This window comes from Leisingera sp. ABD4_442, assembly GCF_056160905.1.
The window spans coordinates 1-24733 of sequence record NZ_JBSWYB010000043.1 but is presented as its reverse complement, the minus strand read 5'-3'; the positions used below and the strand labels follow the sequence as shown (position 1 = coordinate 24733).

18 protein-coding genes are annotated in these 24733 nt (G+C 64.2%); 10 read left to right on the top strand and 8 right to left on the bottom strand.

The genetic code is table 11. The features are described from left to right. The first annotated feature begins 110 nt into the window (after positions 1-110). Positions 111-1019 carry a LysR substrate-binding domain-containing protein gene (locus ACXAHG_RS20965; RefSeq protein WP_475060443.1) on the top strand — a complete coding sequence of 303 codons (909 nt, stop codon included), beginning with the start codon at positions 111-113 and terminating at the stop codon, positions 1017-1019. Positions 1020-1203: 184 nt separating this feature from the next. Here the strand turns inward: ACXAHG_RS20965 and ACXAHG_RS20960 are convergent, their stop codons facing one another. Further along, positions 1204-2388, bottom strand: coding sequence for a cytochrome P450 (locus ACXAHG_RS20960; RefSeq protein WP_475060440.1), 1185 nt, complete (start codon positions 2386-2388; stop codon positions 1204-1206). Positions 2389-2447: 59 nt separating this feature from the next. On the opposite strand from ACXAHG_RS20960, the gene ACXAHG_RS20955 reads away from it, so the two are divergent. From ACXAHG_RS20955 to ACXAHG_RS20935, 5 genes are all read left to right on the top strand, one after another. Further along, positions 2448-4193 carry a sensor histidine kinase gene (locus tag ACXAHG_RS20955; RefSeq protein WP_475060438.1) on the top strand — a complete coding sequence of 582 codons (1746 nt, stop codon included), beginning with the start codon at positions 2448-2450 and terminating at the stop codon, positions 4191-4193. Further along, positions 4190-5419, top strand: coding sequence for a sigma-54-dependent transcriptional regulator (locus tag ACXAHG_RS20950; RefSeq protein ID WP_475060435.1), 1230 nt, complete (start codon positions 4190-4192; stop codon positions 5417-5419). The genes ACXAHG_RS20955 and ACXAHG_RS20950 overlap by 4 nt, the downstream gene beginning before the upstream one ends. Positions 5420-6077: 658 nt before the next feature. After that, complete coding sequence (locus ACXAHG_RS20945) at positions 6078-7079, top strand: DctP family TRAP transporter solute-binding subunit (protein ID WP_475043935.1); 1002 nt, start codon at positions 6078-6080, stop codon at positions 7077-7079. A 100-nt stretch (positions 7080-7179) separates the two neighbouring features. Next, a complete protein-coding gene (locus tag ACXAHG_RS20940) occupies positions 7180-7857 on the top strand; it encodes a TRAP transporter small permease (RefSeq protein WP_475060432.1) in 678 nt (225 codons plus the stop codon). Further along, positions 7857-9233, top strand: coding sequence for a TRAP transporter large permease (locus ACXAHG_RS20935; RefSeq protein ID WP_475043931.1), 1377 nt, complete (start codon positions 7857-7859; stop codon positions 9231-9233). Before ACXAHG_RS20940 ends, ACXAHG_RS20935 begins: the two co-directional genes overlap by 1 nt. 179 nt (positions 9234-9412) lie before the next feature. Here ACXAHG_RS20935 and tpiA read toward each other — a convergent pair whose 3' ends face one another. The 4 genes from tpiA to ACXAHG_RS20915 form a co-directional block, all read right to left on the bottom strand. After that, a complete protein-coding gene (tpiA, locus tag ACXAHG_RS20930) occupies positions 9413-10162 on the bottom strand; it encodes a triose-phosphate isomerase (RefSeq protein ID WP_475060429.1) in 750 nt (249 codons plus the stop codon). Positions 10163-10300: 138 nt separating this feature from the next. Beyond that, entirely contained in the window at positions 10301-10660 is a 360-nt protein-coding gene (locus tag ACXAHG_RS20925; RefSeq protein ID WP_475060427.1) for a HesB/IscA family protein, read from the bottom strand. A 177-nt stretch (positions 10661-10837) separates the two neighbouring features. Further along, positions 10838-12046, bottom strand: a complete 1209-nt coding sequence (locus ACXAHG_RS20920) for a glycerophosphodiester phosphodiesterase family protein (RefSeq protein ID WP_475060423.1) — start codon at positions 12044-12046, stop codon at positions 10838-10840. Between the two features lie 104 nt (positions 12047-12150). Further along, entirely contained in the window at positions 12151-12513 is a 363-nt protein-coding gene (locus ACXAHG_RS20915) for an SUF system Fe-S cluster assembly protein (protein WP_475043927.1), read from the bottom strand. 292 nt (positions 12514-12805) lie between these two features. On the opposite strand from ACXAHG_RS20915, the gene ACXAHG_RS20910 reads away from it, so the two are divergent. Further along, positions 12806-13537, top strand: a complete 732-nt coding sequence (locus ACXAHG_RS20910; protein ID WP_475060421.1) for a hypothetical protein — start codon at positions 12806-12808, stop codon at positions 13535-13537. Positions 13538-13792: 255 nt separating this feature from the next. Here ACXAHG_RS20910 and ACXAHG_RS20905 read toward each other — a convergent pair whose 3' ends face one another. The 3 genes from ACXAHG_RS20905 to ACXAHG_RS20895 all read right to left on the bottom strand — a co-directional run bounded on the left by ACXAHG_RS20905 (position 13793) and on the right by ACXAHG_RS20895 (position 19018). Then, on the bottom strand, positions 13793-17212 hold the full coding sequence (locus ACXAHG_RS20905) for a Calx-beta domain-containing protein (RefSeq protein ID WP_475060418.1): 3420 nt from the start codon (positions 17210-17212) through the stop codon (positions 13793-13795). A 640-nt stretch (positions 17213-17852) separates the two neighbouring features. Then, positions 17853-18128: an NfeD family protein gene (locus tag ACXAHG_RS20900; protein ID WP_475043921.1), complete on the bottom strand. Its 276-nt coding sequence runs from the start codon at positions 18126-18128 to the stop codon at positions 17853-17855. After that, on the bottom strand, positions 18128-19018 hold the full coding sequence (locus tag ACXAHG_RS20895) for an SPFH domain-containing protein (RefSeq protein ID WP_475043919.1): 891 nt from the start codon (positions 19016-19018) through the stop codon (positions 18128-18130). Before ACXAHG_RS20895 ends, ACXAHG_RS20900 begins: the two co-directional genes overlap by 1 nt. 447 nt (positions 19019-19465) lie before the next feature. Here ACXAHG_RS20895 and tgt point away from each other — a divergent pair, with 447 nt between their 5' ends. The 3 genes from tgt to lon all read left to right on the top strand — a co-directional run bounded on the left by tgt (position 19466) and on the right by lon (position 24511). After that, positions 19466-20596: a tRNA guanosine(34) transglycosylase Tgt gene (tgt, locus tag ACXAHG_RS20890; RefSeq protein ID WP_475060415.1), complete on the top strand. Its 1131-nt coding sequence runs from the start codon at positions 19466-19468 to the stop codon at positions 20594-20596. Between the two features lie 144 nt (positions 20597-20740). Continuing rightward, on the top strand, positions 20741-21862 hold the full coding sequence (locus ACXAHG_RS20885) for a Hint domain-containing protein (protein WP_475060413.1): 1122 nt from the start codon (positions 20741-20743) through the stop codon (positions 21860-21862). A gap of 237 nt (positions 21863-22099) precedes the next feature. Further along, positions 22100-24511 (top strand): endopeptidase La, encoded by a 2412-nt coding sequence (lon, locus tag ACXAHG_RS20880; RefSeq protein ID WP_475060410.1) that lies wholly within the window; start codon positions 22100-22102, stop codon positions 24509-24511. Positions 24512-24733: the final 222 nt, after the last annotated feature.

The following is a 24733-nucleotide window of genomic DNA, read 5'->3' as shown; positions in this document are numbered from 1 at the left end:
AACCATGACAGTCCCTCCAATCTGGATGACAGAGGTACCGCCCGCAGGGGCTTGCGCGCAAACCAGTTAATCTCCACCATGGATCAGGAAAACTGACCCATGGTGATCTGATGCGCCTGCCGCCCCTCAATTCCCTGCGCGCCTTTGAGGCCGCCGCACGCCACCAGGGCTATATCGCCGCCGCGGAGGAGCTGTTCGTGACCCGCGGCGCCGTCAGCCGCCAGATCAAGATCCTGGAGGAGCACATCGGCGTGCAGCTGTTCCACCGCCATGCCCGCGGGGTGGAGCTGACGGAGGCCGGGCGGCGGCTTTATCCGGTGCTGACAGAGGCCTTTGCCAAGATGCTGCACGAGGTGGAGCGGATCGCGGCGGATGCCTCCGAACTGCGGGTGATCTGCCCGCCGACCCTGTCGCTGCGCTGGCTGCTGCCGCAATTGGAGCTGTTCCGCGCCGCGCATCCGGAGATCACCCTGCGGCTGGCCACCGACTTCTATGGCAGCAATGGGTTTGAAAGGTCGGAGTACGATCTTGGCATCTCGCTGGAAAACATCCCGGGACGGCCTGCGGATATCGAGGTCATGCCGCTGTTCGGCATGATCCTCTCGCCTGCCTGCGCTCCGTCTTTGCTGCCGGATCTGGCGGAGGGGCCGGCGGCGCTGGCGGGGCTCAGGCTGCTGCACGAAACCCCGCGCCGCCAGGACTGGCACACCTGGCTGCAGCATTTCGGGGTGGATGGGGTGGACCCGGCCGGCGGCGAGGTGTTTCCCAATCTCGATATGGCCACCCGCGCCGCGGTGATCGGCACCGGCGTGGTGATGGCGGATCTGGTCCTGTGCCGCGATGAACTGGAGCGGGGGGATCTGGTGCTGCCCTTCCCGGAGATGGCCTGCGCTACCCCGCAAGGATCCTATGCGCTGATTGGCGAGCGGCAGAAGTGGAATGATCCCAAGGTGGCTGCCTTCCGGAGGTGGCTGCTGAACAGCCCGGGCATGGCGGCCCTGCCTGCCTTGCCGGAGTGACATCCCGGCCGGGCGCGGAAGGGCGCGAAAGGGGGCGCTGCCCCCTCGGCGCCGAGGCGCCTCACCCCCGGAGTATTTTGCGAAAAGTGAAATGGGGAGGGCGCCGCGCCGCGCCAGCGGCGCCCGGCCCAACCGCGCAAGGGGATCTGTGATCCCCGCGGCGCGGGCGGGAGCGCCCGGGTCTTCAGCTGCGGGTGACCAGCAGCCGGGTGAGCCCGTGGAAATGGTAGGTGTTTGCGTACTCCGGCTGCGCCGCCAGTTTCAGGCCGGGGCAGCGTTCGAACAGGATCGGCAGGGCGATTTGCATTTCCAGCCGGGCCAGCGGCGCGCCGACGCAGAAATGCAGGCCGCCGCCAAAGCTCTTGTTCACCTTGGGCGGGCGGGCTGGGTCGAAACGCTCCGGGCTGTCCAGAACCTTGGGGTCGCGGTTGGCCGCACCCAGGAGCAGCGCCACCTGATCGCCGCGCTGGAAGGTATGGCCAAAGACCTCTGCCTCCTCATAGGCGTAGCGGGTGAACAGATGCACCGGCGGGTCGTAGCGCAGGATTTCCTCCACCAGCCGTTCGATGCCTTCGGGCGCCAGCCAGTCCGGGTTCCAGCCCTGCTGCAGCATCGTCTTCACACCGTTGCCCAATGCGTGGACGGTGGCCTCGTGGCCCGCGTTCAGCAGCAGCACGCAGGTGCCGATCAGCTCGTCCGTTGACAGCGTGTCGCCTTCTTCCTCAGCGGCGATCAGACGGGTGATCAGGTCGTCGCGGGGCTGGCTGCGGCGGATTTCAATGTAGCCGCGCAGGAAGTCCGTGAACTCTTGCGCCGCCTGCGCCGCCGCGTGTTCCGCCGCCTCGGTGCGCGCGGCCTGGTACATCGCCACCATCTTGTGCGACCAGTCCACCAGGCGGGGGCCCATCTCCTCCGGCACGCCTAGAAGGCGGCAGATGGTGGTGACCGGCACCTGGGTGCAATAGGCCTCCAGCAGGTCGAAGGGCTGGTCCGGGAAGGCATCGGTCAGCTGGTGGCACAGGCTGCGGATGCCCGGTTCCAGCGCCGCGATCCCGCGCGAGGTGAAGGCACGCAGCACCAGTTTGCGCAGGCGGGTGTGGCGCGGCGGCTCGGCCTCCAGCATCGAATGCGCCTCTGCCGCCAGAAAGGGGGCCAGGTGGGCGGGGCCGGGTGTGCGCAGTTCCGCGGGCAGCTCGCGGCCGAAACGGCGGTCGCGCAGCAGCATATGCACCGCGGAATGGCCGAAGGCGGCCACCATGCCGAAGTCCTGCCAGCGGTGCAACTGGCCCTGTTCCCGGGCTGCGGCGTAGAAAGCATAGGGGTCCTGCACAAAGGCGGGATCGGTCGGGGACTGGATCAGCGTTTTCATGTACCGGATGTTGCCGTTGCATCTGGTCAATGCAAGGGGCGCTTTGATAATCTGCCGTAATGAAAACACAGCATTACCTTCGCTGGAGCCTGCCTGCCGGGTTCCTTGCCGCGGTGGCGGCGCTGGCGCTTGCGGTCTGGTCCTATGGCTACCGGCAGGCGCTGAACGGCCTGGCAGAGCGCAGCGCGGCGGATCTGGCGCTGGCCTCGGACCGGGTCAGCACCCAGCTGCAGGTCTACCAGGAGCTGGCCGTTCTGACGGCGGAGCATCCGGCATTGGCGGATCTTGCGGCGCCCGCAGCGCGGCAGATGGCGGCGGAGCTGTTGCGCGCGGTTGCCGACAAGACCGCGGCGCTGGATGTGTTCTTTGCCGCTGCGGACGGGCGGGTGCTGGCGGCGGCCGAAGGGGTGACCGGCGCCAGCGTCGCGGCGGAGGATTACTTTGTCCGCGCCACGCAGGGCGCGCTGGGTACCGGCCACGGGGTGCTGCAGGCGGGCGGCAAGCGGGCTTATTTCTATGCGGCCCCTGCCTTTGCCGCGGATGGCCGGGTGCGGGGCGCGCTGGTGGTGGTCGCGGATGTGGGCGATGTGGAGCAGACCTGGCGCGGCTCGCTGCCTGCGGTGTTCTTTACCGATGAAGGCGGCGAGGTGTTCATCGCCAACCGGTCGGAGCTGTTGTTCTGGCGGCGCGGCGCGGACGGGCAGAGCCCGCGGGTGACAGGCCGGGAGTATTACGCCGGGCATGAAATCTGGTCGCTGAAGGGCGGCCCCTATCTGCCTGCGCAGGCGCTGCATCTGACAGTGGGGCTGCCGGTCATCGGCATGACCGGCGAAATCCTGGTGGATGTGGCGCCGGCCCGGCGGATCGCGCTGTTGCAGGCAGCGGCGCTGGCGGCGGTGTGCCTGGCGTTTGGTGCCATGCTGTTCATCGTGATGGAACGCCGCCGCACCCTGGCGGAGGCCAATGCGGTGCTGGAATGCCGCGTCGGGCAGCGCACCCGCGACCTGTCGGCGGCCAACGCCCAGCTGCGCCGCGAGGTGCGCGAGCGCGAGGAGGCCGAGGCCGCCTTGAAGCGCGCGCAGCAGGAACTGGTGCAGGCGGGCAAGCTGTCGGCGCTGGGCCAGATGTCGGCAGGAATCAGCCATGAGCTGAACCAGCCCCTGATGGCAATCCAGCAATATGCCGAGAACGGTGCTGCCTTCCTGCAGCGCGGCAAGGCGGAGCGCACGGGGGAAAACCTGGGCCGGATCGCGGACATGGCGGCGCGGATGGCGCGGATCATCAAGAATTTGCGCGCCTTCGTGCGCAATGAGAGCGAGCCGATGGGGCAGGTGGATCTGCTGCAGGTGATCGGTGCGGCGGTGGAGCTGACGGCGCCGCGGCTGAAAACCGACCAGATTGACCTGCGCTGGACCCCGGAAGCCTTTGGCGGACCGGTATTTGCCTGGGGCGGCGAGGTGCGGCTGACGCAGGTTTTTGTGAACCTGATCAACAATGCCGCAGATGCCATGCAGGGGCAGGTGGAGAAGGTGATCTCGATCTCTGTCGACATTGGCCCGCGGCTGCTGGTGCGGGTGCAGGACAGCGGCCCCGGCATCAAGGAGCCGGAGAAGATGTTCGATCCGTTCTACTCCACCAAGGCGGTGGGCAGTTCCGAGGGCATGGGCCTGGGGCTGTCAATTTCATACGGTCTGGTGCAGAGCTTTGGCGGCAATATCCGCGGTGCCAACACCGGCGGCGGTGCGGTGTTCACGGTGGAGCTGGAGCCGTGGCGCGAAGGCGAAGAGAAGGGGGATGCCGCATGACCCGCAAGGTGCTGCTGGTAGATGATGACGCGGCGGTGCGCGAGGCGCTGGCACAGACGCTGGAGCTGAACGATCTGGATGTGGTGGCCTGCGGGTCGTTTGTGGCGGCGAAGGATCACATCACGCGCGCGTTTGACGGCATTATCGTGTCGGACATCCGGATGCCGGGGCGGGACGGGTTTCACCTGCTGGACTATGCCCGCGGCGCCGACGAGGAACTGCCGGTGGTGCTGCTGACCGGCGAGGGCGACATTCCGATGGCGGTGAAGGCAATGTCGCAGGGCGCCTTTGATTTCCTGGAGAAGCCCTGTGCGCCCGCCGACTTCCTGCCGGTGCTGGAGCGCGCCCTGAAGACCCGGGCGCTGGTGCTGGAGAACCGGCGGCTGAAGCACCAGCTGGAGACCGGCGACCCGGCGGCGCGGCTGCTGTTCGGGACCTCGCCGCAGGCCAAGGAAATGCGCCAGCGGGTGCGGGCGGTGGCGCCGACGGGCGCAGAGGTGCTGGTCACCGGTGCGCCGGGCAGCGGCATTTCCAAGGTGGCGGAGGTCATCCATCTGATGTCACCCGCCGCGCAGGGGCCCTTTGTGAAGCGCCCGGCCGCCGGGCTGGTGGCGGAAACCGTGGCGGAGCTGTGCCAGGAGGCGGCGGGCGGCTCGCTGTTCCTGGATGAGGTGCAGGCGCTGCCGGAGGCGGCGCAGTATGCGCTGCTGGCGCAGCTGGAGCAGGGCGGCGGGGTGCGGATCATCGCGGGTTCCAGCGCTGATCTGGCAGGCAGGGCAGAGGCGGGCGGGTTCAGCGCCGATCTGTTTTACCGGCTGGATGTGATGCGGGTGCGGATCCCCTCGCTGGCTGAACGCCCCGGCGACATCCCGGTGCTGTTCCGCCACTACGTGGCGCAGGCTGCAGAGCAGGCGGGGATCGGGGCGCCGGAGATCAGCCAGGATCATCTGGCCGCGCTGATGGCGCAGGACTGGCCGGGCAATGCACGGTCGCTGATGTCGGCGGCGATGCGGTTTGTGCTGGGGATGCCGGAGGAGGCGGCCGCTGTCGCCGGGTTGGGGCTGGCAGAGCAGATGGCGCAGGTGGAGCGCTCGCTGCTGATTGCGGCGCTGGGGCGGGCCAACGGGCGCGCGGCTGCGGCCGCGGAAGCCCTGAAGCTGCCGCGCAAGACGTTTTACGATAAGCTGGCCCGCTATGGCATCCGGCCCGAGGATTACCGCCGCTGAGGGCAGCTGGGCTGGGGGCCTTGCGGTTCGTCCGGTCCGGCGTTTGGGCCGGGGTCGTTAAGGAGGCGGCGCCGCCGGGAAGCCCTGGGGTGGGCCATGGGCGGAGGGAGGACGGGGGTCGCAAACCCCCGTGTCCGCTGAAGCCTTCGATGCGGGACGCCCCTGCACCCAATGAAGAGGTGGTCTCGGGGGCCCTGTGATCTCCTGGTGGTGCGGGGTGTCAGTCCGCACCGGTGTCGCGACGGGATTGAGTATCGCAAGCCCGGGTTAAGGAGGCGCAAGCAGTGCGTACGGTGGGGACGCAACACCCCGGGCCGGGGCGCATTGGGAGAGGCGAGTTGCCTCCGGCGGGGATATTTTCAGCCAGAAGAAGGAAGCGATTCCCGTGTCTGGCTGTCCGGCGCTAACATTTGTGCGGTTTTCCGCACAAAGCCCGGAAAGCCCTGTGCGGGATTTCGCACAGCTTGCGGAAAGCGCTGCTGATGCGTCTTAGACGTGCCCCGTAAACCCATGCAAAGACGTGGAGAATCCCACGCTCTGGTGATTCCCGAATCAACTGTTGAGCGGTTTTCCGCAACTTGGGATGCTTTGCCCAGGCCTCAGCCCTGCGCTGAGCGCACCATCGGATTTACAGACGATTTTTCTGGGAGGAAAAACCATGAAATTCCTGACAACCGCCGCCACCGCATTGGCACTGGCCGTTACCGCAGGCGCCGCAAGCGCGGCCTGTGACGACGGCGAGATCGTGGTGAAATTCAGCCACGTCACCAACACCGACAAGCACCCCAAGGGGATTGCGGCCTCGCTGCTGGAAAAGCGCGTGAACGAAGAAATGGACGGCACCATGTGCATGGAGGTCTATCCGAACTCCACCCTGTACAATGACAACAAGGTGCTGGAGGCAATGCTGCAGGGCGACGTGCAGCTGGCCGCGCCCTCGTTGTCGAAGTTCGAGAAATTCACCAAGCAGTTCCGCCTGTTCGACCTGCCGTTCATGTTCAAGAACATCGAAGCGGTGGATGCGTTCCAGGCGTCTGAGACCGGCCAGGACATGCTGGACTCGATGCAGCGCCGCGGCCTGCAGGGCCTGGGCTACTGGCACAACGGCATGAAGCAGATGTCCGCCAACAAGCCGCTGGTCGAGCCCACGGATGCCAACGGGCTGAAGTTCCGTGTGCAGTCCTCTGACGTGCTGGTGGCGCAGATGGAAGCGATCGGCGGCAGCCCGCAGAAAATGGCGTTCTCCGAAGTGTACGGCGCGCTGCAGCAGGGTGTTGTGGACGGGCAGGAAAACACCTGGTCCAACATCTACGGCAAGAAGTTCTTTGAGGTGCAGGACGGCATCACCGAGACCAACCACGGCGCGCTGGATTACCTGGTGGTGACCTCCGTGGACTGGCTGGACAGCCTGGATCCGGCAGTGCGTGACCAGTTCCTGACCATCCTCAACGAGGTGACCGCGGTGCGCAACGCCGAGTCGACCAAGGTGAACGGTGAAGCGCGCCAGGCGATCATCGACGCCGGCGGCGTGGTGCGCGAACTGACGCCTGAGCAGCGCGCGGCCTGGGTCGAGGCGATGAAGCCGGTGTGGGAGAAATTTGCAGGCGACGTCGGCCAGGAAAAGATCGACGCGGCGCAAGCCATCAACGCAGGCCTGTAAACCAGGCCGCTCCGGGGTGCCCCGCGCGGGCGCCCCGGCTCAGGCAGGCGGCGCGGGGATCCGCCGCCTGCACCCTTTCCGTAAAAATTGGGAGGCAGCCATGGCGGGGTCCAGAACCGGCCCGAGCGGGCTTATCAATTCACTCGAAGAAACCCTGATCGCGCTTCTGCTGGGGCTGATGACGGCGATTACCTTTGCCAATGTGATCGCGCGGTTTGTGTTCAATTCCAACATTCTATGGGCGCTGGAGCTGACCGTGTTCCTGTTTGCCTGGCTGGTGCTCTTGGGGGCGTCATATGCGGTCAAGACCCATGCGCATCTGGGGGTCGATGCCATCGTCAACATGCTGGCGCCCGGCGCGCGCCGCGCAGTCGGGCTGTTTGCCGCCGGCTGCTGCATCGTGTTCTCGCTGCTGCTATTGAAGGGCGCCTATGACTATTGGGCGGTGTTTGCCGACCTGCCGCCCACTTCGGGGCGCTGGTTCCCGACCGGGTTCGACATGAAGGCGCGCAGCCAGAGCTTTTATGAGGTGCAGGACGTGCCGATGGTGGCGGTCTTCCGGTTCCTGGAGGACCTGATCAACTACGGCGACGCTTACGAGAAACTGCCGAAAGTTGTTCCTTACGTGGTGCTGCCGGTGTCGATGCTGCTCCTGGTGTTCCGATTCATCCAGGCGGCATTCCAGATTGCCCGCGGCGAGGCCGACCGGCTGGTCGCCAGCCACGAGGTCGAAGATGAAATTGCAGAAGTGCAGGCGCAGAGCGGGGAGCATGACTGATGGAAGTGGTAATCCTCTTTGCGATGGTGATCGGCCTGTTGCTGATCGGGGTGCCGATTGCGGTGTCTTTGGGTCTCAGCTCCACCATCTTTCTGCTGATCTACTCCGACAGTTCGCTCGCGTCAGTCGCAGGCACGCTGTTTGAAGCCTTTGAAGGGCATTTCACGCTGCTGGCGATCCCGTTCTTCATCCTGGCCTCCAGCTTCATGACGACGGGCGGCGTGGCGCGGCGGATCATCCGCTTTTCCATCGCCTGCGTTGGCCATCTGCCGGGCGGGCTGGCAATTGCGGGCGTGTTTGCCTGTATGCTGTTTGCCGCGCTGTCCGGGTCGTCGCCGGCGACCGTGGTTGCCATTGGCTCCATCGTGATCGCCGGCATGCGGCAGGTCGGGTATTCCAAGGAATTCGCGGCAGGCGTGATCTGTAACGCTGGCACCCTGGGCATTCTGATCCCGCCGTCGATTGTGATGGTGGTCTATGCGGCGGCGGTTGAGGTCTCCGTGGGGCGGATGTTCCTGGCGGGGGTAATTCCGGGGCTGATGGCGGGTTTGTTCCTGATGGTCACCATCTATGTGATGGCCAAGGTCAAGAACCTGCCCAAAGGCGAGTGGAAGGGCTGGGGCGAGATCATTACCTCAGGCCGTGAAGCGGGCTGGGGGCTGTTCCTGATCGTGATCATCCTGGGCGGCATCTATGGCGGGATCTTCACCCCGACTGAAGCGGCGGCGGTGGCGGCGGTCTATGCTTTCCTGATCGCGTCTTTTGTCTACAAGGACATGGGGCCGCTGTCGAATGGCGAGGGGGAGGCCAAGACGCCGCTGCTGAAGAAACCCTATGCGCTGGTGACGGCTTTCTTCCACAGCGATACCAAGCATACGCTGTTTGAAGCGGGCAAGCTGACCGTGACGCTGCTGTTTGTGATCGCTAATGCGCTGATCCTGAAGCATGTGCTGACGGACGAACAAGTGCCGCAGCATATCGCCAATGCGATGCTGTCCGCCGGTTTCGGGCCGGTGATGTTCCTGATCGTCGTCAACGTGATCCTGCTGATCGGCGGCCAGTTCATGGAGCCCTCGGGCCTCTTGGTGATCGTGGCGCCGCTGGTGTTCCCGATTGCCATCGAGCTGGGCATCGACCCGATCCACCTGGGCATCATCATGGTGGTGAACATGGAAATCGGCATGATCACCCCGCCGGTGGGCCTCAACCTGTTTGTGACCTCGGGTGTGGCGGGGATGCCGATGATGGGGGTGGTGCGGGCAGCGCTGCCGTTCCTGGCGGTTTTGTTCGTGTTCCTGATCCTGATCACCTATGTGCCCTGGCTGTCGACCGTGCTGCCAAATGCGGTGATGGGGCCGGAGATCATAACGAACTAGGTAAGTGCCAAAAAGAAACGCCCCGGGAGACCGGGGCGTTTTTCGTTTCAGGGGAGGGGCGCTGCCCCTCTTGGCCTTTGGCCAATTCACCCCGGAGTATTTGCGGAAAGATGAAAAAAGCCAGGGCTTCATCTTTCCTGAAAATACTCAAGTCCGAGGGCCGCGCCGCAGAGCGCCGGTTAGCTGGCCTCAAGTGCCGCGATGATGGGGGAGAAATCGGCCGCCTTCAGGCTGGCGCCGCCCACAAGCGCGCCGTCGACGTCTGCGACGGCAAAGATTTCCGCGGCGTTGGACGGCTTGACCGAGCCGCCGTAGAGCAGGCGGATGCTGTCTGCGGTCTCCGCGCCGAAGCGGGCGGTGAGTTCAGCGCGCAGGAAGTTGTGGACCTCGGCGATCTGCTCCAGGGTCGGGACCTTGCCGGTGCCGATGGCCCAGACCGGTTCATAGGCGACCACGGTATTGGCGCCGGTCGCCGAAGCGGGGACGGAGCCTGCGAGCTGGGTGCCAGCCACCTTGAGCGTGTCGCCGGCCTCGCGTTCGGCCAGGGTTTCGCCGATGCAGATGACGGCGGTGAGGCCCTCGGTGATGGCGGCCTCAGCCTTGGCGCAGACCTGGGCGTCCGTTTCACCATGGTCGGCGCGGCGTTCGGAGTGGCCGAGGATCACGGCGGCGGCGCCGGCGTCCTTGAGCATGGCCGCCGAAAGATCCCCGGTGTGGGCGCCCGACGCATTGGCGTGGCACTCCTGGCCGCCGATGGCGACTGCGCTGCCCCGGGCGGTGTCCGCGGCGCGCGACAGAAGCGTGGCGGGCGGGCAGATCAGGATGTCAGCGGCGGGGGAGGGATGGCTTTCCGCAAGTGCCGCCAGTTCCGCGAGGCTTGCGCCGGTGCCGTTCATTTTCCAATTGCCTGCTGCCAGTTTCCGCCGCATGGGGTGCCTCCGAAATGTGCTGTTTGGGCGTGACTGGTAGCACCGGCGGCGGGGCGGTGCAATTCGCTTGAAGACCTGCCGGAAACGTAAAAGGGCGGGGAAAGCCCCGCCCGGTATCTGTGCTGCTGCGGCGCCGGGTCAGGCGCCTGGCACCTCCTTGAAGGAGATCGACTCGCCGCAACCGCAAGCCTCTGCGACGTTGGGGTTGTTGAACTTGAAACCGCTTTCCAGCAGCGTCACCTCATAGTCGATCTCGGTGCCGAACAGGAACATCTGGGCCATCGGGGCGATCAGGATGCGGGCGCCGTCCTGTTCCACAACCTCGTCATTCGGCGACGGCTCATCGACATATTCCATGGTGTATTCCATGCCCGCGCAGCCGCCCTTCTTGACACCGATGCGCAGGCCAGCATGGCCGTCCTTGGCCATCAGCCTGGCGATCTGCGCCGCCGCCTTGGGGGTCATGGTCACGGCCTGTTTGCCGGGAATGCCGAACATGGGTTTCTCCTTGGACTTACCATCTATCTAGGACGGCGCTTGGCGCGGCTCAACCCCGCAATGCTGCGGAATCGGGGCCGGAGGGAAGAATAACATAAATCTCTGATGCGGAAATTAAAGAGGCGGCCGCTCGGGCCGGGAAGGGCCGGTTATGACGCCCTCCGCCGGAGGCGGCGGTCAGAGCCCCATGCAGTTTGCGTAATAGGTGACGGTGGCGGGCCAGTCGGAGAAGACGCCCGCAACCCCCACGTCCTGGGCCAGCACGTCCAAGAGCTGGTAATACATGCTGTCGCCGGCGGTGAGGCCCGAGACCGATTGAAAGTACCAGCCGCCGCCCGCGGCCAGCGGGCCGGAGCGTTCCAGCGTCCAGGTGATCAGCTTGAGGCCTGCGGATTTGGCCGCCTTGGCATAGGCGGAGGGGACGATCTTGCCGTCCTTGGAAGTGACCAGCATCCACATCGGCGGCGCGATGTAATTGACGCCCTGGGCGTGCAGCTGTGCAAAGTCATACGGGAAAGTGGCCGGGTCGTTTGCGTCAAACCCGTCCTGGCGGTAGCTGCTGTCCAGCAGCACCGCTTGTCTGCCGAAGGCGGGTTCGTGCTCGATCCAGTAGAGCACATCGGCGAGGCTGAAGCTTTGCACCCAGACATCCGCGGGCGGAATGCCGGCGGCCTTGTAGCTGTCGATCAGTTTCTGGGCGTAGTCTTCCTGGGTGAAACCGTTGAAGGGCATGGTCACGGCAGGCGGTTTCAGTTCCGGCATGAATTTGGCGCCCAGGGATTGGAACAGCGCAATCGAATCCGCGTGGGTCATGCTGGCGGCATCGCCGGCATAGAGCGTGGTGCGCCAGTCCGCGGTGCCGCCCTGATAGGCCTCTGCCGTGGCCGCGGTCCGGTCGGCGCTGTCCATCTTGGGCCGCAGGCGGCGGAACTCGGCCAGGGTGATCTCGGAGGTGCGGCACTCGGCACTGGCCGGGGTATCGCCGTCCGCCGGGGTGAAGGGCTGGATGCAGGTGCCGGCCAGGTCCGTGGTCAGGATATCCGTGGTTCGGTGCAGATCGTTCTGGGCGTGGCGGCAGACCAGTGCCAGATCCTTGGTGAAGGTGACGTCGCATTCCAGGATGCCTGCGCCCATGGCCGCGGCGGCGCGGTAGCCTTGGGCGGTGTGTTCCGGGAACATCAGCGGTGCGCCGCGGTGGCCGATGGAGAAATCCGTGCGCTGCGGCAGCTGGCCCGCGCAGGCGCGGAGCCGGTCCTTGAGCGCGCCATCCGGCAGCTGGCTGATCAGGTAATCCGGGCGCGGGCCATAGCTGAGCGCCGGCGGCTCTGCCGGGCTTGCGGCGGGGCACAGAAACAGGGCTGCAGCGGGCAGCAGGGCAAGGCGCATGGGGCGGCTCCGGTATTGGGCCGGCGCAGTCTACGTCCGGTTGCCGGAAAATGAAAAGGCCCCCGCAAGAGGCAGGGGCCGAATTCAGGCAGTGCCAAGGGGGCTTACATGAAGCCCAGTTCGAGGCGGGCCTCGTCGGACATCATCTCCATGCCCCAGGGCGGTTCCCAGGTGAGTTCGACATCGACGCTTTTGACACCGGGCACCGGGGAGACGGCATCAATGAGCCAGCCGGGCATCTCGCCGGCCACCGGGCAGCCCGGGGCGGTCAGGGTCATGATGATCCTGACGTCGTTCTCATCATTGATGTCGATTGTGTAGATCAGCCCCAGCTCGTAGATATTCACCGGGATTTCCGGGTCATAGACGGTGCGGCAGGCATCAGTCACGGCGTCGTACAGCGGGTGGCTGACGGAGGAGGGCGCGATCAGCGGTGCGCCTTCGAGCGGTTCGGAGGGGTTGGTCATGAGGATCCCGGTCTGATTTTCCGACGGTTTATATAGGAAATGTGCGCAGCGGCGTCCAGAGGGGGCGGGGCCTGCGCTGTCAATGTTCTGTTCGCCAGCGGTGCACGGAAAGTTTGATTTGGCAGTACCGGCGCGCTAAATTGTGGATCCCCCACGATGAATTCGTGAATGCTGCCCGAGGGTTGCAGGCCGTGTGCCGCTGTCCGGCCACGGGGTTGCGGCTTGCGGGCCGAGGCGGAGAAAAGCCATGCCTGGAAAGACTGCAAATTGCCAGAGGGCCGCTGCGGCGGCGATGGCTGCAGCGGCTGCAGGGGCAGCGGCCCTGGCCGGGATGGCCGGGGGGGCCGCCGCCCAGGGGGCCTGGCGCTGGCAGCTGACACCTTTTGCCCTGGCGCCTTCGGTGGAGGGCACAACAGAGCTGGGGCAGGCCGGGGGCGGGGTGTCCTTTGATGCGGGCGATGTTCTCGATCAGCTGCAGCTGGGCGGAATGCTGGCGTTTGAGGGGCGCCACAGCAGCGGTTTCGGGTTCCGGCTGCGCTATGCGGTGCTGGACGCCGAGGCGGTGGCAGGCAGCGGGCTGGGGCCGGTGGCCGCGGCCTATGACCAGAATGTGGGCGAGGCTGCGGTGACCTATGCCTTCGGGCGCGGCCGCGACCGGTTTATGCTTTATGGCGGGCTGCGCCATTGGGATGTGGATGTGACGGCTGCGCTGCCGGGCGGCGGGCTGGCGCGGCGCGGCGGCAGCTGGAGCGACCCGGTTGCCGGGCTGCGCTGGGAACGGCGGCTGTCGGACCGTTTCAGCGTCTCGCTGGAGGGGGATATCGGCGGCTTTGGCGCCGGATCCGAGCAAAGCTGGTCGGTGATGGGCGGGCTGATCTATGACCGCTGGAAGAACGCCTCGGTCTATGTGATGTACCGCGGACTTGGGGTGGAGTATGAGGAGGGCGTGCGCGGCACCGCCAGCTTCTTCCGCCATGATGCGGTGACCCACGGGCTGCTGGCCGGGGTTGGGTTCCGGTTCTGAAGCGGGAAAGCCGGCTTAGAGCTGCGCGTGCGGGGTTTGGCCTGCAGGCGGGCCGGCTGGCATGTTGGGAGTTACCGTTATTTCGAGGCAGGACTAACGGGTTCTGAGCCTGGCGGCCAAAATCCGCGTGCAGTACTGGTGCGCCCTGTACTCTTTCCTGGACGAAGGCGCGGAGCTGGCCAAGCCGCGCAGACTCAGCCTTACCTATCGTCAGCTGATCAAGCAGGCCCGCCCCGGCCGACACCTATCAGGCCATCATAACAAGAGGTCTTGGGCTCCCAAAATGCTCAACCCATTGAGGCTGATTGCCATTTCGGCATCCACGTCGCTGTCCAGGTTTACTTCCAGACGCGAACGGGCGGTGTCGTATCTGACTTCAGCAGCCCCAGTGAAAGCCTGGTCCCGGCCTATCCATTCAAGGCTCTGGAACCCTGCCGTGCCCTGATCGCCGTCTATTTCGCTGAGGTTGATCTTGTCTCCCTGTTTCCTGCTGAAATCAGTGATGGTGTCCCGCCGCCGGGCACCCGGGCCGGAATCCCCGGCATTAAAGACAAACTCATCGGCGCCGCCGCCGCCCGTCAGGATATCCGCGGCGGAACCGCCAATCAGGCTGTCTCCTCCCTTGCCGCCAAGCAGAACGTCTTTTCCTGCGCGTCCCAGCAAAACATCGCCGCCCTTGTTGCCGTTCAAACGGTCATTGCCATTACCGCCATCCAGCCGGTCAGCCCCGCCAAAGCCGCTAAGCGTGTCAGCGCCCCCCAGGCCAAAGATGCCTTCCGGCCCGCCAGTGCCCTTTAGAACATCGTTCTGCCCGGTGCCCCTGATGTCATCGTCGAGGATCTGTGCCTTGGCTCTGACGACGCTGCTGGCTGCATTCAGCGCCGCGGGGAAACTGCCTGTTCTCAGAAGCAGGGAAAACGCTTCCGTCCCCTCGGCCCGGTAGTCAGGCAGCAGTTCCACATTGACCGCCGCTTTGGTCTGGCCGGGGGCAAAGGTGAGAACCCCCTTCGTTTCCACGTAATCCTGACCGGCAACAGCGGAATTGTCCTTGGTGGTGTAGCGGATTTTCTGGGTTTCGCTGAACGGATCGGACAGGGCAATTTCGAACACCGCAAACCGCCCGCCACCCGGGGGCTCTTCGGCCTGGGCCGCAGTTACTTGAATGGTGCGGTCCAAATTGACCCCGTCGTCATCCAGAATAAAGGCCGAACTGTGCAGCACCTTGCTGCCGCCGGCAAATTCCGCTCCTGAGATACCCGACAATTTGATGCCAAAGCTTTCATCGCTTTCGATGTCATTGTCGTGCCGTACCCGCACCTCGACTGTTTTTGAGGTCTCGCCCGGGGCAAAGACCAGAGTATCGGCGAAGGCAGGGTAGTCGACGCCTTCGGCGGCCGATCCTGCCACGGAGCTGTAGTCCACTGTGACTGTGTTGGCGGAGGGTTTTGAAAGGGTCAGGGTGAAAACCACCGTTCCGCCGAAACCCGATCCGATGCTTTCAACGGCATCCGCCGAGGAGACCGACAGCACCGGCCGCTTGCCCGCCCCGTCATCGTCCAGGATGGCAGCGGTGCCCACCAGCCCCTTGGCGGTGCTGCCAAGATCGCTGGTTGGGGTCACTGCCAAATGAAAGAACTCAGACGGCTCGACCGTCCTGTCACCGGTCAGTTCCACCTCGACCATCGCTTTGGTCTGGCCCGGGGCAAAGCGCAGTTTGCCGCTTGCTGCCAGATAATCGTCACCGGCCACGGCGCTGCCGTCGCGCGTCGTGTAATCGAATACCAGCATGCTGGCAGCCGGATCAGACAGCTGCACTTCGAACAGCGCGCTGCGGGCACCGCCGTTGCCTTCCACAATAACAGGCGAAGAGACCATAAGGGCCCGGTCCAGATTGGCGCCGTCATCATCCAGGATGAAGGCATCCGCGCGCAGGACCTTTGACTTGCCTGCGAAAATACCGCCTGCCGGATCAAACAGCTCAATGCCGAAGCTTTCGTCGGTTTCGCGGACATTGTCATGCCTGACCCGCACTTCGACAGTTTTCGAAGTTTCGCCAGGCGCAAAGACCACCATGCCGTCAAATCCGGGATAGTCGATATCTTCATCCGCGGACCCGGCCCGCGATCGGTAATTCACTTCAACAGTGTCCGCCGAAGGTTTTGACAAGGTGATCGTGAACACCACGGTGCCGCCGAAGCCCGAACCGATGCTTTCCACTGCATTTGCAGCGGCCAGCGAGATCACCGGCTTAGTGCTGCCGTCGTCATCCAGGATCGTTGCGGTTCCAGTCAGCCCCTTGGCCGAAGCGCCAAGCCCGTTGCCCGGAGTGACCGAGAGATGGAAAAATTCGCTCAGTTCCACCGCCTTGTCGCCGGTCAGTTCGACCTCGACAACCGCTTTGGTCTGGCCGGGGGCAAACCGCAGGGTGCCGCTTTGCGCAACATAGTCTTCACCCGCCCTGGCACTGCCATTCCGCGTCGCATAGTCGAATTCAAGCTGCACCGGAGAGGCTTCGGAAATCTGCACTTCGAACAGCGCGCTGCGGGCACCGCCGTTGCCCTCGGCAATGACGGGGGATGAGACTGTCAGCGCCCGGTCAACCCCGGCACCGTCGTCGTCGAGAATGAACGCGGAGGCCCGCAGCACCTTGGCGTTGCCGGCAAAGGCCGCGCCGCTGGGGTCGAACAGCTCAATGCCGAAATCCTCATCCGTCTCGTCCACGTTGTCGTGCCGGACCCGCACTTCGACTTTCTGCACGGTTTCGCCAGGTGCAAAAGTTACAGTGCCGTCAAAACCTGGATAGTCGATGTCCTCATCCGCGGCCCCTGCCAGGGAGCGGTAATGCACCGTGACCGCATCTGCTGCGGGGCGTGACAGCATCAGCGTAAAGACGGCAATGCCGCCAAAGCCTGAGCCGATGCTCTCAACCGCATTGGCCGAAACCAGCGACAGAAGCGGCTGGCCGCCGCCGCCATCATTGTCCAGGATGGTGGCGGTCCCTGCCAGCCCTTCAGCGGTTCCGCCGAGGCTGGCGTCAGGGCTGACGATCAGGTGGAAGTACTCCGAAGGCTCGGCAACCCTATCGCCTTTCAGATCAACCTTGACTGTTTTCTCGGTCTGGCCTGGCTGGAAGGTCACGCTGCCCGACTTTGCCACGTAATCCTGGCCTGCCGCGGCGCTGCCGTCCCCGGTCCGGTAATCAAGCGTAAGGCTTGAGGCCGGGGCCTCGGACAGACGGATGGTGAATTCCGCCTGCTGGGTGCCGCCGTTGGCTTCCACGATCACAGGAGAGGAAACAAAGACCGCACGGTCCTGCCCAGTGCCATCGTCATCCAGCACAAAGGCGCTTTGCCGCAGCACTGCGGCCCGCCCCGGGAAGGTCGCGCCGCTGGGGTTGAACAGCTCCAGGACGAACCCCTCGTCCGTTTCGCTGATCGAGTCATGCCGGACGCGGAAGTCAACCGTTTGGGTATCCTCGCCCGGCGCGAAAGTGATGGTTCCGGACGTGGCCGGGTAATCTATATCTTCGTCCGCACTGCCGCCGATGGTGCGGTATCGAACCGTCACGGCGTCCGCGGGCGCCTCGGACAAGGTTACCGTGAATGTCACGAACCCGCCAAAGCCGGATCCCACGCTTTCGATTGCGTCCGCGGAAGTGATGCTGATTGTCGCCATAGTGCCCCCCTGTCAAACTGCACGGCCTGGATGGCGTGCAAATGGGACTGCCTCAGGCGCGCGGCGGCGGCACAAAGGCCGCCCTGCAGCAGGCATGGGCAGTCGCACTCCCCCTTCACTGGGATGCGGAATTGCGGGAAGAATTGGCATATTGCCTGGCGGGCCTACACGCCCGAACCAATTGCTAGAGCTGCGCGGAAACGGCGCTTCTCTGCGTTTTCAAGTTTCAAAAACAGCCTGCGCTGCGCAGTGCCTGCCAGTGACCGGAACCTTTACCATCCCCAAACACCCCACAAAACATCAACATCAAAAAAGGGAGATAGTCCGGGAACGATAAGGCCCTGCGGTTGATCGTGTCAACAATTGCAGGCGGTCAGAAGGGGGCTTCCTTGCATATAGCTGCTGTTGTGGCGGCAAATGCTGCTGCGGTCAAAGGCCGGCTTCACAGGACAGTCACAAACTCCGCAACGGGTGCTTGCTGGGCACAGCGGTAACGCGAGGTTGCCCGGAATGCGGTTGCGGCGAACGGCGGCTCCGTTCCGCAAGGGGGCTTCCCTTTGCCCCAGCGTCCGGCCAAGGAAGCGCTTGAACCGCCGTGCGCGTAAGGCGGACCGGAGCCCGGAAGGGCTCCGTTGCAGGGTCAATCGTTGATGTCGTGGTTGAAGGTTTTCACCTGGCCCTTGGGCAGGGCGAAGAGCTTGCGCATCACCAGCCAGGCCGCCAGCGACAGGGCGGCGAAGATCAGCAGAAGCGGCGGCAGGCTGAGGCCGGCACCGGCCAGCAGCAGCAGCGCCACCACTGCGGCACCGATGGCAAAGCCAAGGAAGACAAAGCCCGGCGCCAGCACCTCGAGGATGGCCAGCGCCAGTGCCCCGGCGCCCCAGACCCACCACAAGGCCCAGAAAGGAGCGTCCATCACTTGCCTCCTTTCAGCAGGTTGAAGGCGTTGCCAAAGGCTTCCAGCGCGTGGGCGGGGACCACGATGGTCTGCTTGCCGTCACCGTTGCCGAGCGCATTGAGCGATTCCACCTGTTTCAGCGCCACCTGATACTGCGCCGCCTCAAGACCGTTTTCGGCAATTGCCTTGGCCACCACCTGGGTGGCATAGGCCTCAGCCTCGGCCTGGATGCGGCGTGCCTTGGCGGTCTGTTCAGCCGCGTAAAGCTCTGCGTCGGCCTGCAGTTCGACGGCGCGTTTCTGGCCCTCTGCCTTGGTGACCTCCGCCCGGCGGGCGCGTTCGGCATTGAGCTGCTGCAGCATCGCGTCGCGGGTGGCCTGGTCCAGGTTCACGTCGAGGATCTCGGCGCGGGTCACTTCGATGCCCCAGTCATCCACCGCGGTCTCAACCGCTTCCTGAATGCGGGTGATCAGCTGGGCGCGGTTCGACTGCACCTCGTCCAGGTCCATCTTGCCGATCTCGGCGCGCACGATGCCGGCCACGGTGGTGGCAATGGCGCCGTCCACGTCGCGGATCCGGTAGACGGTCTTTTCCGGCTCCAGGATGCGGTAGAACACCGAAGTGTCTATCTGCACCAGCACGTTGTCCTTGGTGATCGCGTCCTGGGTGGCATTGGGCAGCTGGCGTTCCAGGATCGAGATCTTGTGGCGGGCCACGTCCAGGAAGGGCACGATGAAGTTGATGCCAGGCCCCAGCACCGAATGCAGGCGGCCAAAGCGCTCGACCACATATTTTTCCGACTGCGGTACGATCTTGATGCCCTTGAGGACAATGATAACCAGCAGCACGGCGCCCAGCAGATACAGCAGGTTGCCGGACAAAAGGTCGAGGAGCAGGTCTTCGGTCATATAAAATTCCTTTGGTTGGTCAGCAGGAGGTGCAGGGGCGGCGGGCGCCAGCGGATCAGACGGTCCTCCGGGCAGGGGCTCTGCGCCGGATGTCTTGGCCTTGTTCAATGATGTGCCCTATTGTGTGCAATGGTATACAAGTGGGGTTTTGCGGCGCCATTTTCAAGATATGTATGGCGCCTGCCAGCGCGGCCTGGCAAGCCCCCTGGATCAGATCCGCGGGCGGATTCAGCTGCTGGCGGAGGCATAGATGGAGTAATCCAGCTCTGGCTGGCACATGCGTTCGCCGGGCACCACGATCACATTCTCAGTCAGCGCCTGGCGACCCATTCCTCCCGCCCGAGCTGCATTTGCGGCGGCTGGTCTGCTGTGGACATGGGCTTGGCTCCTTGGCATTAGGGGTGAATCACCGGGATGCCGGTTTGAGTGTAACGGCAGGAATACGAGATGGCAGAGCTTTTCAACTTTGAACTGAAGGCAACCGATGGCAAGGCGCGCACGGGTGTTATCAATACCCCGCGCGGCGGGATCCGTACGCCTGCCTTCATGCCGGTTGGCACTGCCGCAACTGTCAAGGCAATGATGCCGGAAAGCGTGCGCGCGACTGGCGCCGATATCCTGCTGGGCAATACCTACCACCTGATGCTGCGCCCGACGGCAGAGCGGATCGACCGTCTGGGGGGCTTGCACAAGTTCATGAACTGGGAGCGCCCGATCCTGACCGACAGCGGCGGCTTTCAGGTGATGTCGCTGGCGGGTCTCAGGAAGCTGACCGAGAAGGGCGTGACATTCAAATCCCATGTGGATGGCTCCAAGCATGAGCTGACGCCGGAACGCTCGATGGAGATCCAGCGCCTTTTGGGATCGGACATCGTGATGTGTTTCGACGAATGCCCGGCGCTGCCTGCGGACCGCGACCGGATTGCCGAGTCGATGCGGCTGTCGATGCGCTGGGCGGAGCGGAGCCGCGAGGCCTTTGGCGACCGTCCGGGCCATGCGCTGTTCGGTATCATGCAGGGCGGGCTGGAGCCGGATCTGCGCGAGGAAAGCGCCGAGGCGCTGAAGAAGATCGGATTTGAGGGCTACGCGGTGGGCGGCCTGGCCGTGGGCGAGGGGCAGGAGGCGATGTTCGGCTGCCTGGATTACGCCCCTGGGTTCCTGCCCGAGGATAAGCCGCGCTATCTGATGGGGGTGGGCAAGCCTGACGACATCGTCGGCGCGGTTGCGCGCGGTATCGACATGATGGACTGCGTGCTGCCGTCGCGCTCGGGCCGCACAGGGCAGGCGTTCACCCGCTATGGTGTGGTGAACATCAAGAACGCCCGCCATCAGGACGACCCGCGGCCGCTGGATGAGCAGTGCAGCTGCCCAGCGTGCTCGAACTATTCGCGTGCCTATCTGCACCATGTGTTCCGTTCCAACGAGATGATTTCGGGAATGCTGCTGACCTGGCACAACCTGCATTACTTCCAGGAGATCATGGCAGGAATGCGGGAGGCTATTGCTGCCGGCACGTTTGAGGCCTGGCAGAGAGATTTCCACGACACCCGCGCGCAAGGCGATATTGAGCGGTTGTAGTCGCAGCAATTTAAATCAGATTCAGCAGGGGCAGGCGGTTTGGCGCCGCTGCACCCGCAATGAGGTAATCGGCCCTAAAGACTTCTGTGTTGAGGTGAACCGGATCCAATTTGTTTGAGAGTCTGATTTATGGCCGGTTACACCATGAGCATGGTTTACCTAGGAAACCTTGCTGAACTGGACACGGTTGACGGTAATGGCAGTGCCGAGAACCAGGCCGCGCTGCTGGGCAGTTATTACGGGGCCGGGGATGCGGCCTCCAACCATATCGTGGATGTGACCGCGACCGACAATGATTCCGATGGCGCCATTGAGGGCAATGATACTGCCAGCCCCGAAACCATCACCTATGATCTGGGGTCCGGGCTGGTCACGACGCAATATGATGCGGTTTTCAACGTCGATGTGACGGTGGACTTTCTGACTGACGGCGTGCCGGATTATTCTGGCGTTGGCGGCATCGTGCAGACCGAATCCGGCGATGTCTTCATGGTGATGATCGACGATGATGCCGGGCTGGGTGCCAATGATCTGGACGATTACCCGATCTCCTCGATCACCATCAATTCGATATCGAGCTTCGGGACATCGCAGGACGCTTCGGCCAGCGACGGGCAGAGCTTTGTGCCCTGTTTTGCAGCCGGGACCCTGATCCGGACGGCCCGGGGAGAGCTGCCTGTGGAACGGTTGCGGGCCGGCGACCGGGTGGAAACCCTGGACAACGGCCTGCAGGAGGTTGTCTGGACCGGGCGCAACCGGCTGAGCGCGGCGTTTCTGGCGCGGCAGCCGCATCTGTGCCCGGTGCGGATCGCCGCCGGTGCGCTGGGCGAAGGATACCCGGAACGCGACCTGATCCTGTCGCCGCAGCACCGGCTGCTGCTGACCTCGCCGGTTGCCACCCGGATGTTCGGTGAGCGGGAGGTGCTGGTGCCTTGCCTGCGCGCAGCCGGGCTGCCCGGAATCACGCAGGTCCGGCCATCCCTGGGCGTGCATTATTATCATTTTCTCTGTGCGGATCATCAGATTGTCCGGGCGCATGGTGCCCCCTGCGAGAGCCTGTATCTGGGGCGGCAAAGCCTGGAGGGGCTGACGCCCGGGTCGCGCCGGTCCATTGCTGCGCTGCTGCCGGACAGGGTAAGGGCAGCCCAGCAGGGCCTGCTGCCGGGGGCGCGGATGATGCCCGCAAAGCAGGCGCGGCTGCGCCGCCTGGTCCAGCGGCACGGCAAGAACCGGCACCCGCTGCTGGCCCGGTTGCAGGCACTATAGGGCTGGCGGTCCCGGGCGATGCGGCAAACAGGAGAAAATTTAGGAACCAAGCACCAAATCTTTACCTCATTCGTGCCTTGTGATCCGGGACAGCTGCGGGCAAGGTGTCCCCCAGCCTTGAAGGCGGCCGGTTGAAAATCCCCGGCCGCTGCACCAAGTAAAGACCTCCAATGAGGAGACGGGCCAAAGCTGCCGGATACCGGGGCCGGGCCGTCTTGCCAAACCAAAGGACCGAGTATGCAAGAGCCACTCAATTCCTCCTACCCAGTCCTGCCGCTGCGCGACATCGTGGTCTTCCCCCACATGATCGTGCCGCTGTTCGTGGGCCGGGAAAAATCGGTGCGCGCCCTGGAAGAGGTGATGGCCGACGACAAGCAGATTCTGCTGTCCAGCCAGATAGACCCCTCCGAGGACGATCCCGAAACAGATAGCATCTACACCGTGGGCGTGCTGGCCAATGTGCTGCAGCTGCTGAAGCTGCCTGATGGCACCGTCAAGGTGCTGGTCGAGGGCCAGACACGGGTTAAGATCACCGAGTTCCTGGAGAACGACAGCTTCTTCGAGGCCAAGGCCGAGGAACTGGCCGAGATGCCGGGCGACGTCACCACCACAGAGGCGCTGGTGCGCACAGTGGGCGACGAGTTCGAGCGTTACGCCAAAGTCCGCAAGAACATCCCCGAAGAGGCGCTGTCTGCCGTGGGCGAGACCGCCGAGCCGGCCAAGCTGGCCGACCTGGTGGCAGGCCATCTGGGTATTGAGGTCGACCGCAAGCAGGAACTGCTGGAGACGCTTTCCGTCAGCGAGCGGCTGGAGAAGGTCTATGGCCTGATGCAGGGCGAAATGTCGGTCCTGCAGGTCGAGAAGAAGATCAAGACCCGCGTCAAATCCCAGATGGAGAAGACCCAGCGCGAGTACTATCTGAATGAGCAGATGAAGGCCATTCAGAAGGAGCTGGGCGACGGCGAGGAAGGTGCAGGCGAAATCGCCGAGCTGGAAGAGAAGATCGCCGCCACCAAACTGTCGAAAGAGGCGCGCGAGAAGGCGGATGCGGAGCTGAAGAAGCTCAAGAACATGTCGCCGATGTCGGCGGAAGCCACTGTGGTGCGCAACTACCTCGACTGGATGCTGTCGATCCCGTGGGGCAACAAGTCCCGCGTCAAGAAAGACCTGAACAAGGCGCAGGAGATCCTGGATGCGGATCACTATGGCCTGGAGAAGGTCAAGGAGCGGATCGTTGAATATCTGGCGGTGCAGCAGCGCTCGGTTAAGCTGAAGGGGCCGATCCTGTGCCTCGTCGGGCCTCCGGGCGTGGGTAAGACCAGCTTGGGCAAATCGGTTGCCAAGGCGACGGGCCGCGAGTTCATCCGCATCAGCTTGGGCGGCGTGCGCGACGAGTCCGAGATCCGCGGCCACCGCCGCACCTATATCGGCTCGATGCCCGGCAAGATCATCCAGGCGCTGAAGAAGGCCAAGACCACCAACCCGCTGATCCTGCTCGATGAAATCGACAAGATGGGACAGGATTTCCGCGGCGACCCGGCGAGCGCCATGCTGGAGGTGCTGGATCCGGAACAGAACAACACCTTCATGGATCACTATCTGGAGGTCGAGTATGACCTCTCGAACGTGATGTTCCTGACCACCTCGAACAGCTACAACATGCCCGGGCCGCTCTTGGACCGGATGGAGATCATTCCGCTGTCGGGCTACACCGAGGACGAAAAGCGCGAGATCGCCAAGCAGCACCTGATCTCCAAGCAGGTGAAGAACCACGGCCTGAAGGCCAAGGAGTTTGAGCTGACCGAGGATGCGGTGACCGAGATGATCCGCACCTACACCCGCGAGGCGGGCGTGCGGAACCTGGAGCGCGAAATCGCCAAGGTGGCGCGCAAGTCGCTGACCAAGATCGTCAAGAAAGAGACCGACAGCGTCACTGTCACGGCGGAGAACCTCGACGACTTCCTGGGCGTGCCCAAGTTCCGCTTTGGCCTGGCCGAAAAGGAAGATCAGGTCGGTGTGGTGACCGGGCTGGCCTATACGTCTGTGGGCGGTGAGCTGTTGTCGATCGAGGCGCTGCGGCTGCCGGGCAAGGGCCGGATGAAGACCACCGGCAAGCTGGGCGACGTGATGAAGGAGTCGATTGAGGCGGCGTCCAGCTATGTGCGTTCGGTGTCACCGAAACTGGGCATCAAGCCGCCGCGGTTCGACAATTGGGACATCCACGTGCACGTGCCGGAAGGCGCCACCCCTAAGGACGGTCCTTCGGCGGGTCTGGCGATGGTGACTTCGATCGTGTCGGTGCTGACCCAGATCCCGGTGCGCAAGGACATCGCAATGACCGGCGAGGTGACCCTGCGCGGCAATGCGCTGGCGATCGGCGGCCTGAAGGAAAAGCTGCTGGCGGCGCTGCGCGGCGGTATCAAGACGGTGCTGATCCCGCAGGAGAACGAGAAAGACCTGCCCGATATCCCGGACAACGTGAAGGAGGGGCTGGAAATCATCCCTGTCAGCCATGTGTCCGAGGTTCTAGAGCATGCGCTGGTCTCCAAACCCGAACCCATTGAATGGGATGAGGAAGCGGAGGAGGCCGCAGCTGCCAAGGCGGCGCTGAAAGGCTCTGGCGAGGGGGCAGGCGCCACCGCGCACTGATCCGCTGATCCTGTCAGCAGGCAAAGGAAAAGGGCGGCCCAAAGGGGGCGCCCTTTTTTAGTGCCCTCTTCCGTTCCGGCCCTTCTTGCAGGGGCGTGTGTTCCTTGGTGCCGGGGCGGCTTTGCCGCAGGCCCTCCCGCCCGCATCTGGCTGCGCTTTCGCGCCGCCGCTGCGGTTGGGCCTGGCTCCCCCCCCTCTTTTTTGCTCTGTGGTCTTTCCCTC

Coding starts and splice junctions, on each gene's coding strand:
- ACXAHG_RS20935 (WP_475043931.1), top strand. CDS start 7,857: ATGGAAGTGGTAATCCTCTTTGCGATGGTGATCGGCCTGTTGCTGATC.
- tpiA (WP_475060429.1), bottom strand. CDS start 10,162: ATGCGGCGGAAACTGGCAGCAGGCAATTGGAAAATGAACGGCACCGGC.
- ACXAHG_RS20920 (WP_475060423.1), bottom strand. CDS start 12,046: ATGCGCCTTGCCCTGCTGCCCGCTGCAGCCCTGTTTCTGTGCCCCGCC.
- lon (WP_475060410.1), top strand. CDS start 22,100: ATGCAAGAGCCACTCAATTCCTCCTACCCAGTCCTGCCGCTGCGCGAC.
- ACXAHG_RS20955 (WP_475060438.1), top strand. CDS start 2,448: ATGAAAACACAGCATTACCTTCGCTGGAGCCTGCCTGCCGGGTTCCTT.
- ACXAHG_RS20960 (WP_475060440.1), bottom strand. CDS start 2,388: ATGAAAACGCTGATCCAGTCCCCGACCGATCCCGCCTTTGTGCAGGAC.
- ACXAHG_RS20950 (WP_475060435.1), top strand. CDS start 4,190: ATGACCCGCAAGGTGCTGCTGGTAGATGATGACGCGGCGGTGCGCGAG.
- ACXAHG_RS20885 (WP_475060413.1), top strand. CDS start 20,741: ATGAGCATGGTTTACCTAGGAAACCTTGCTGAACTGGACACGGTTGAC.
- ACXAHG_RS20905 (WP_475060418.1), bottom strand. CDS start 17,212: ATGGCGACAATCAGCATCACTTCCGCGGACGCAATCGAAAGCGTGGGA.
- ACXAHG_RS20910 (WP_475060421.1), top strand. CDS start 12,806: ATGGCTGCAGCGGCTGCAGGGGCAGCGGCCCTGGCCGGGATGGCCGGG.
- tgt (WP_475060415.1), top strand. CDS start 19,466: ATGGCAGAGCTTTTCAACTTTGAACTGAAGGCAACCGATGGCAAGGCG.
- ACXAHG_RS20965 (WP_475060443.1), top strand. CDS start 111: ATGCGCCTGCCGCCCCTCAATTCCCTGCGCGCCTTTGAGGCCGCCGCA.
- ACXAHG_RS20940 (WP_475060432.1), top strand. CDS start 7,180: ATGGCGGGGTCCAGAACCGGCCCGAGCGGGCTTATCAATTCACTCGAA.
- ACXAHG_RS20925 (WP_475060427.1), bottom strand. CDS start 10,660: ATGTTCGGCATTCCCGGCAAACAGGCCGTGACCATGACCCCCAAGGCG.
- ACXAHG_RS20915 (WP_475043927.1), bottom strand. CDS start 12,513: ATGACCAACCCCTCCGAACCGCTCGAAGGCGCACCGCTGATCGCGCCC.
- ACXAHG_RS20895 (WP_475043919.1), bottom strand. CDS start 19,018: ATGACCGAAGACCTGCTCCTCGACCTTTTGTCCGGCAACCTGCTGTAT.
- ACXAHG_RS20900 (WP_475043921.1), bottom strand. CDS start 18,128: ATGGACGCTCCTTTCTGGGCCTTGTGGTGGGTCTGGGGCGCCGGGGCA.
- ACXAHG_RS20945 (WP_475043935.1), top strand. CDS start 6,078: ATGAAATTCCTGACAACCGCCGCCACCGCATTGGCACTGGCCGTTACC.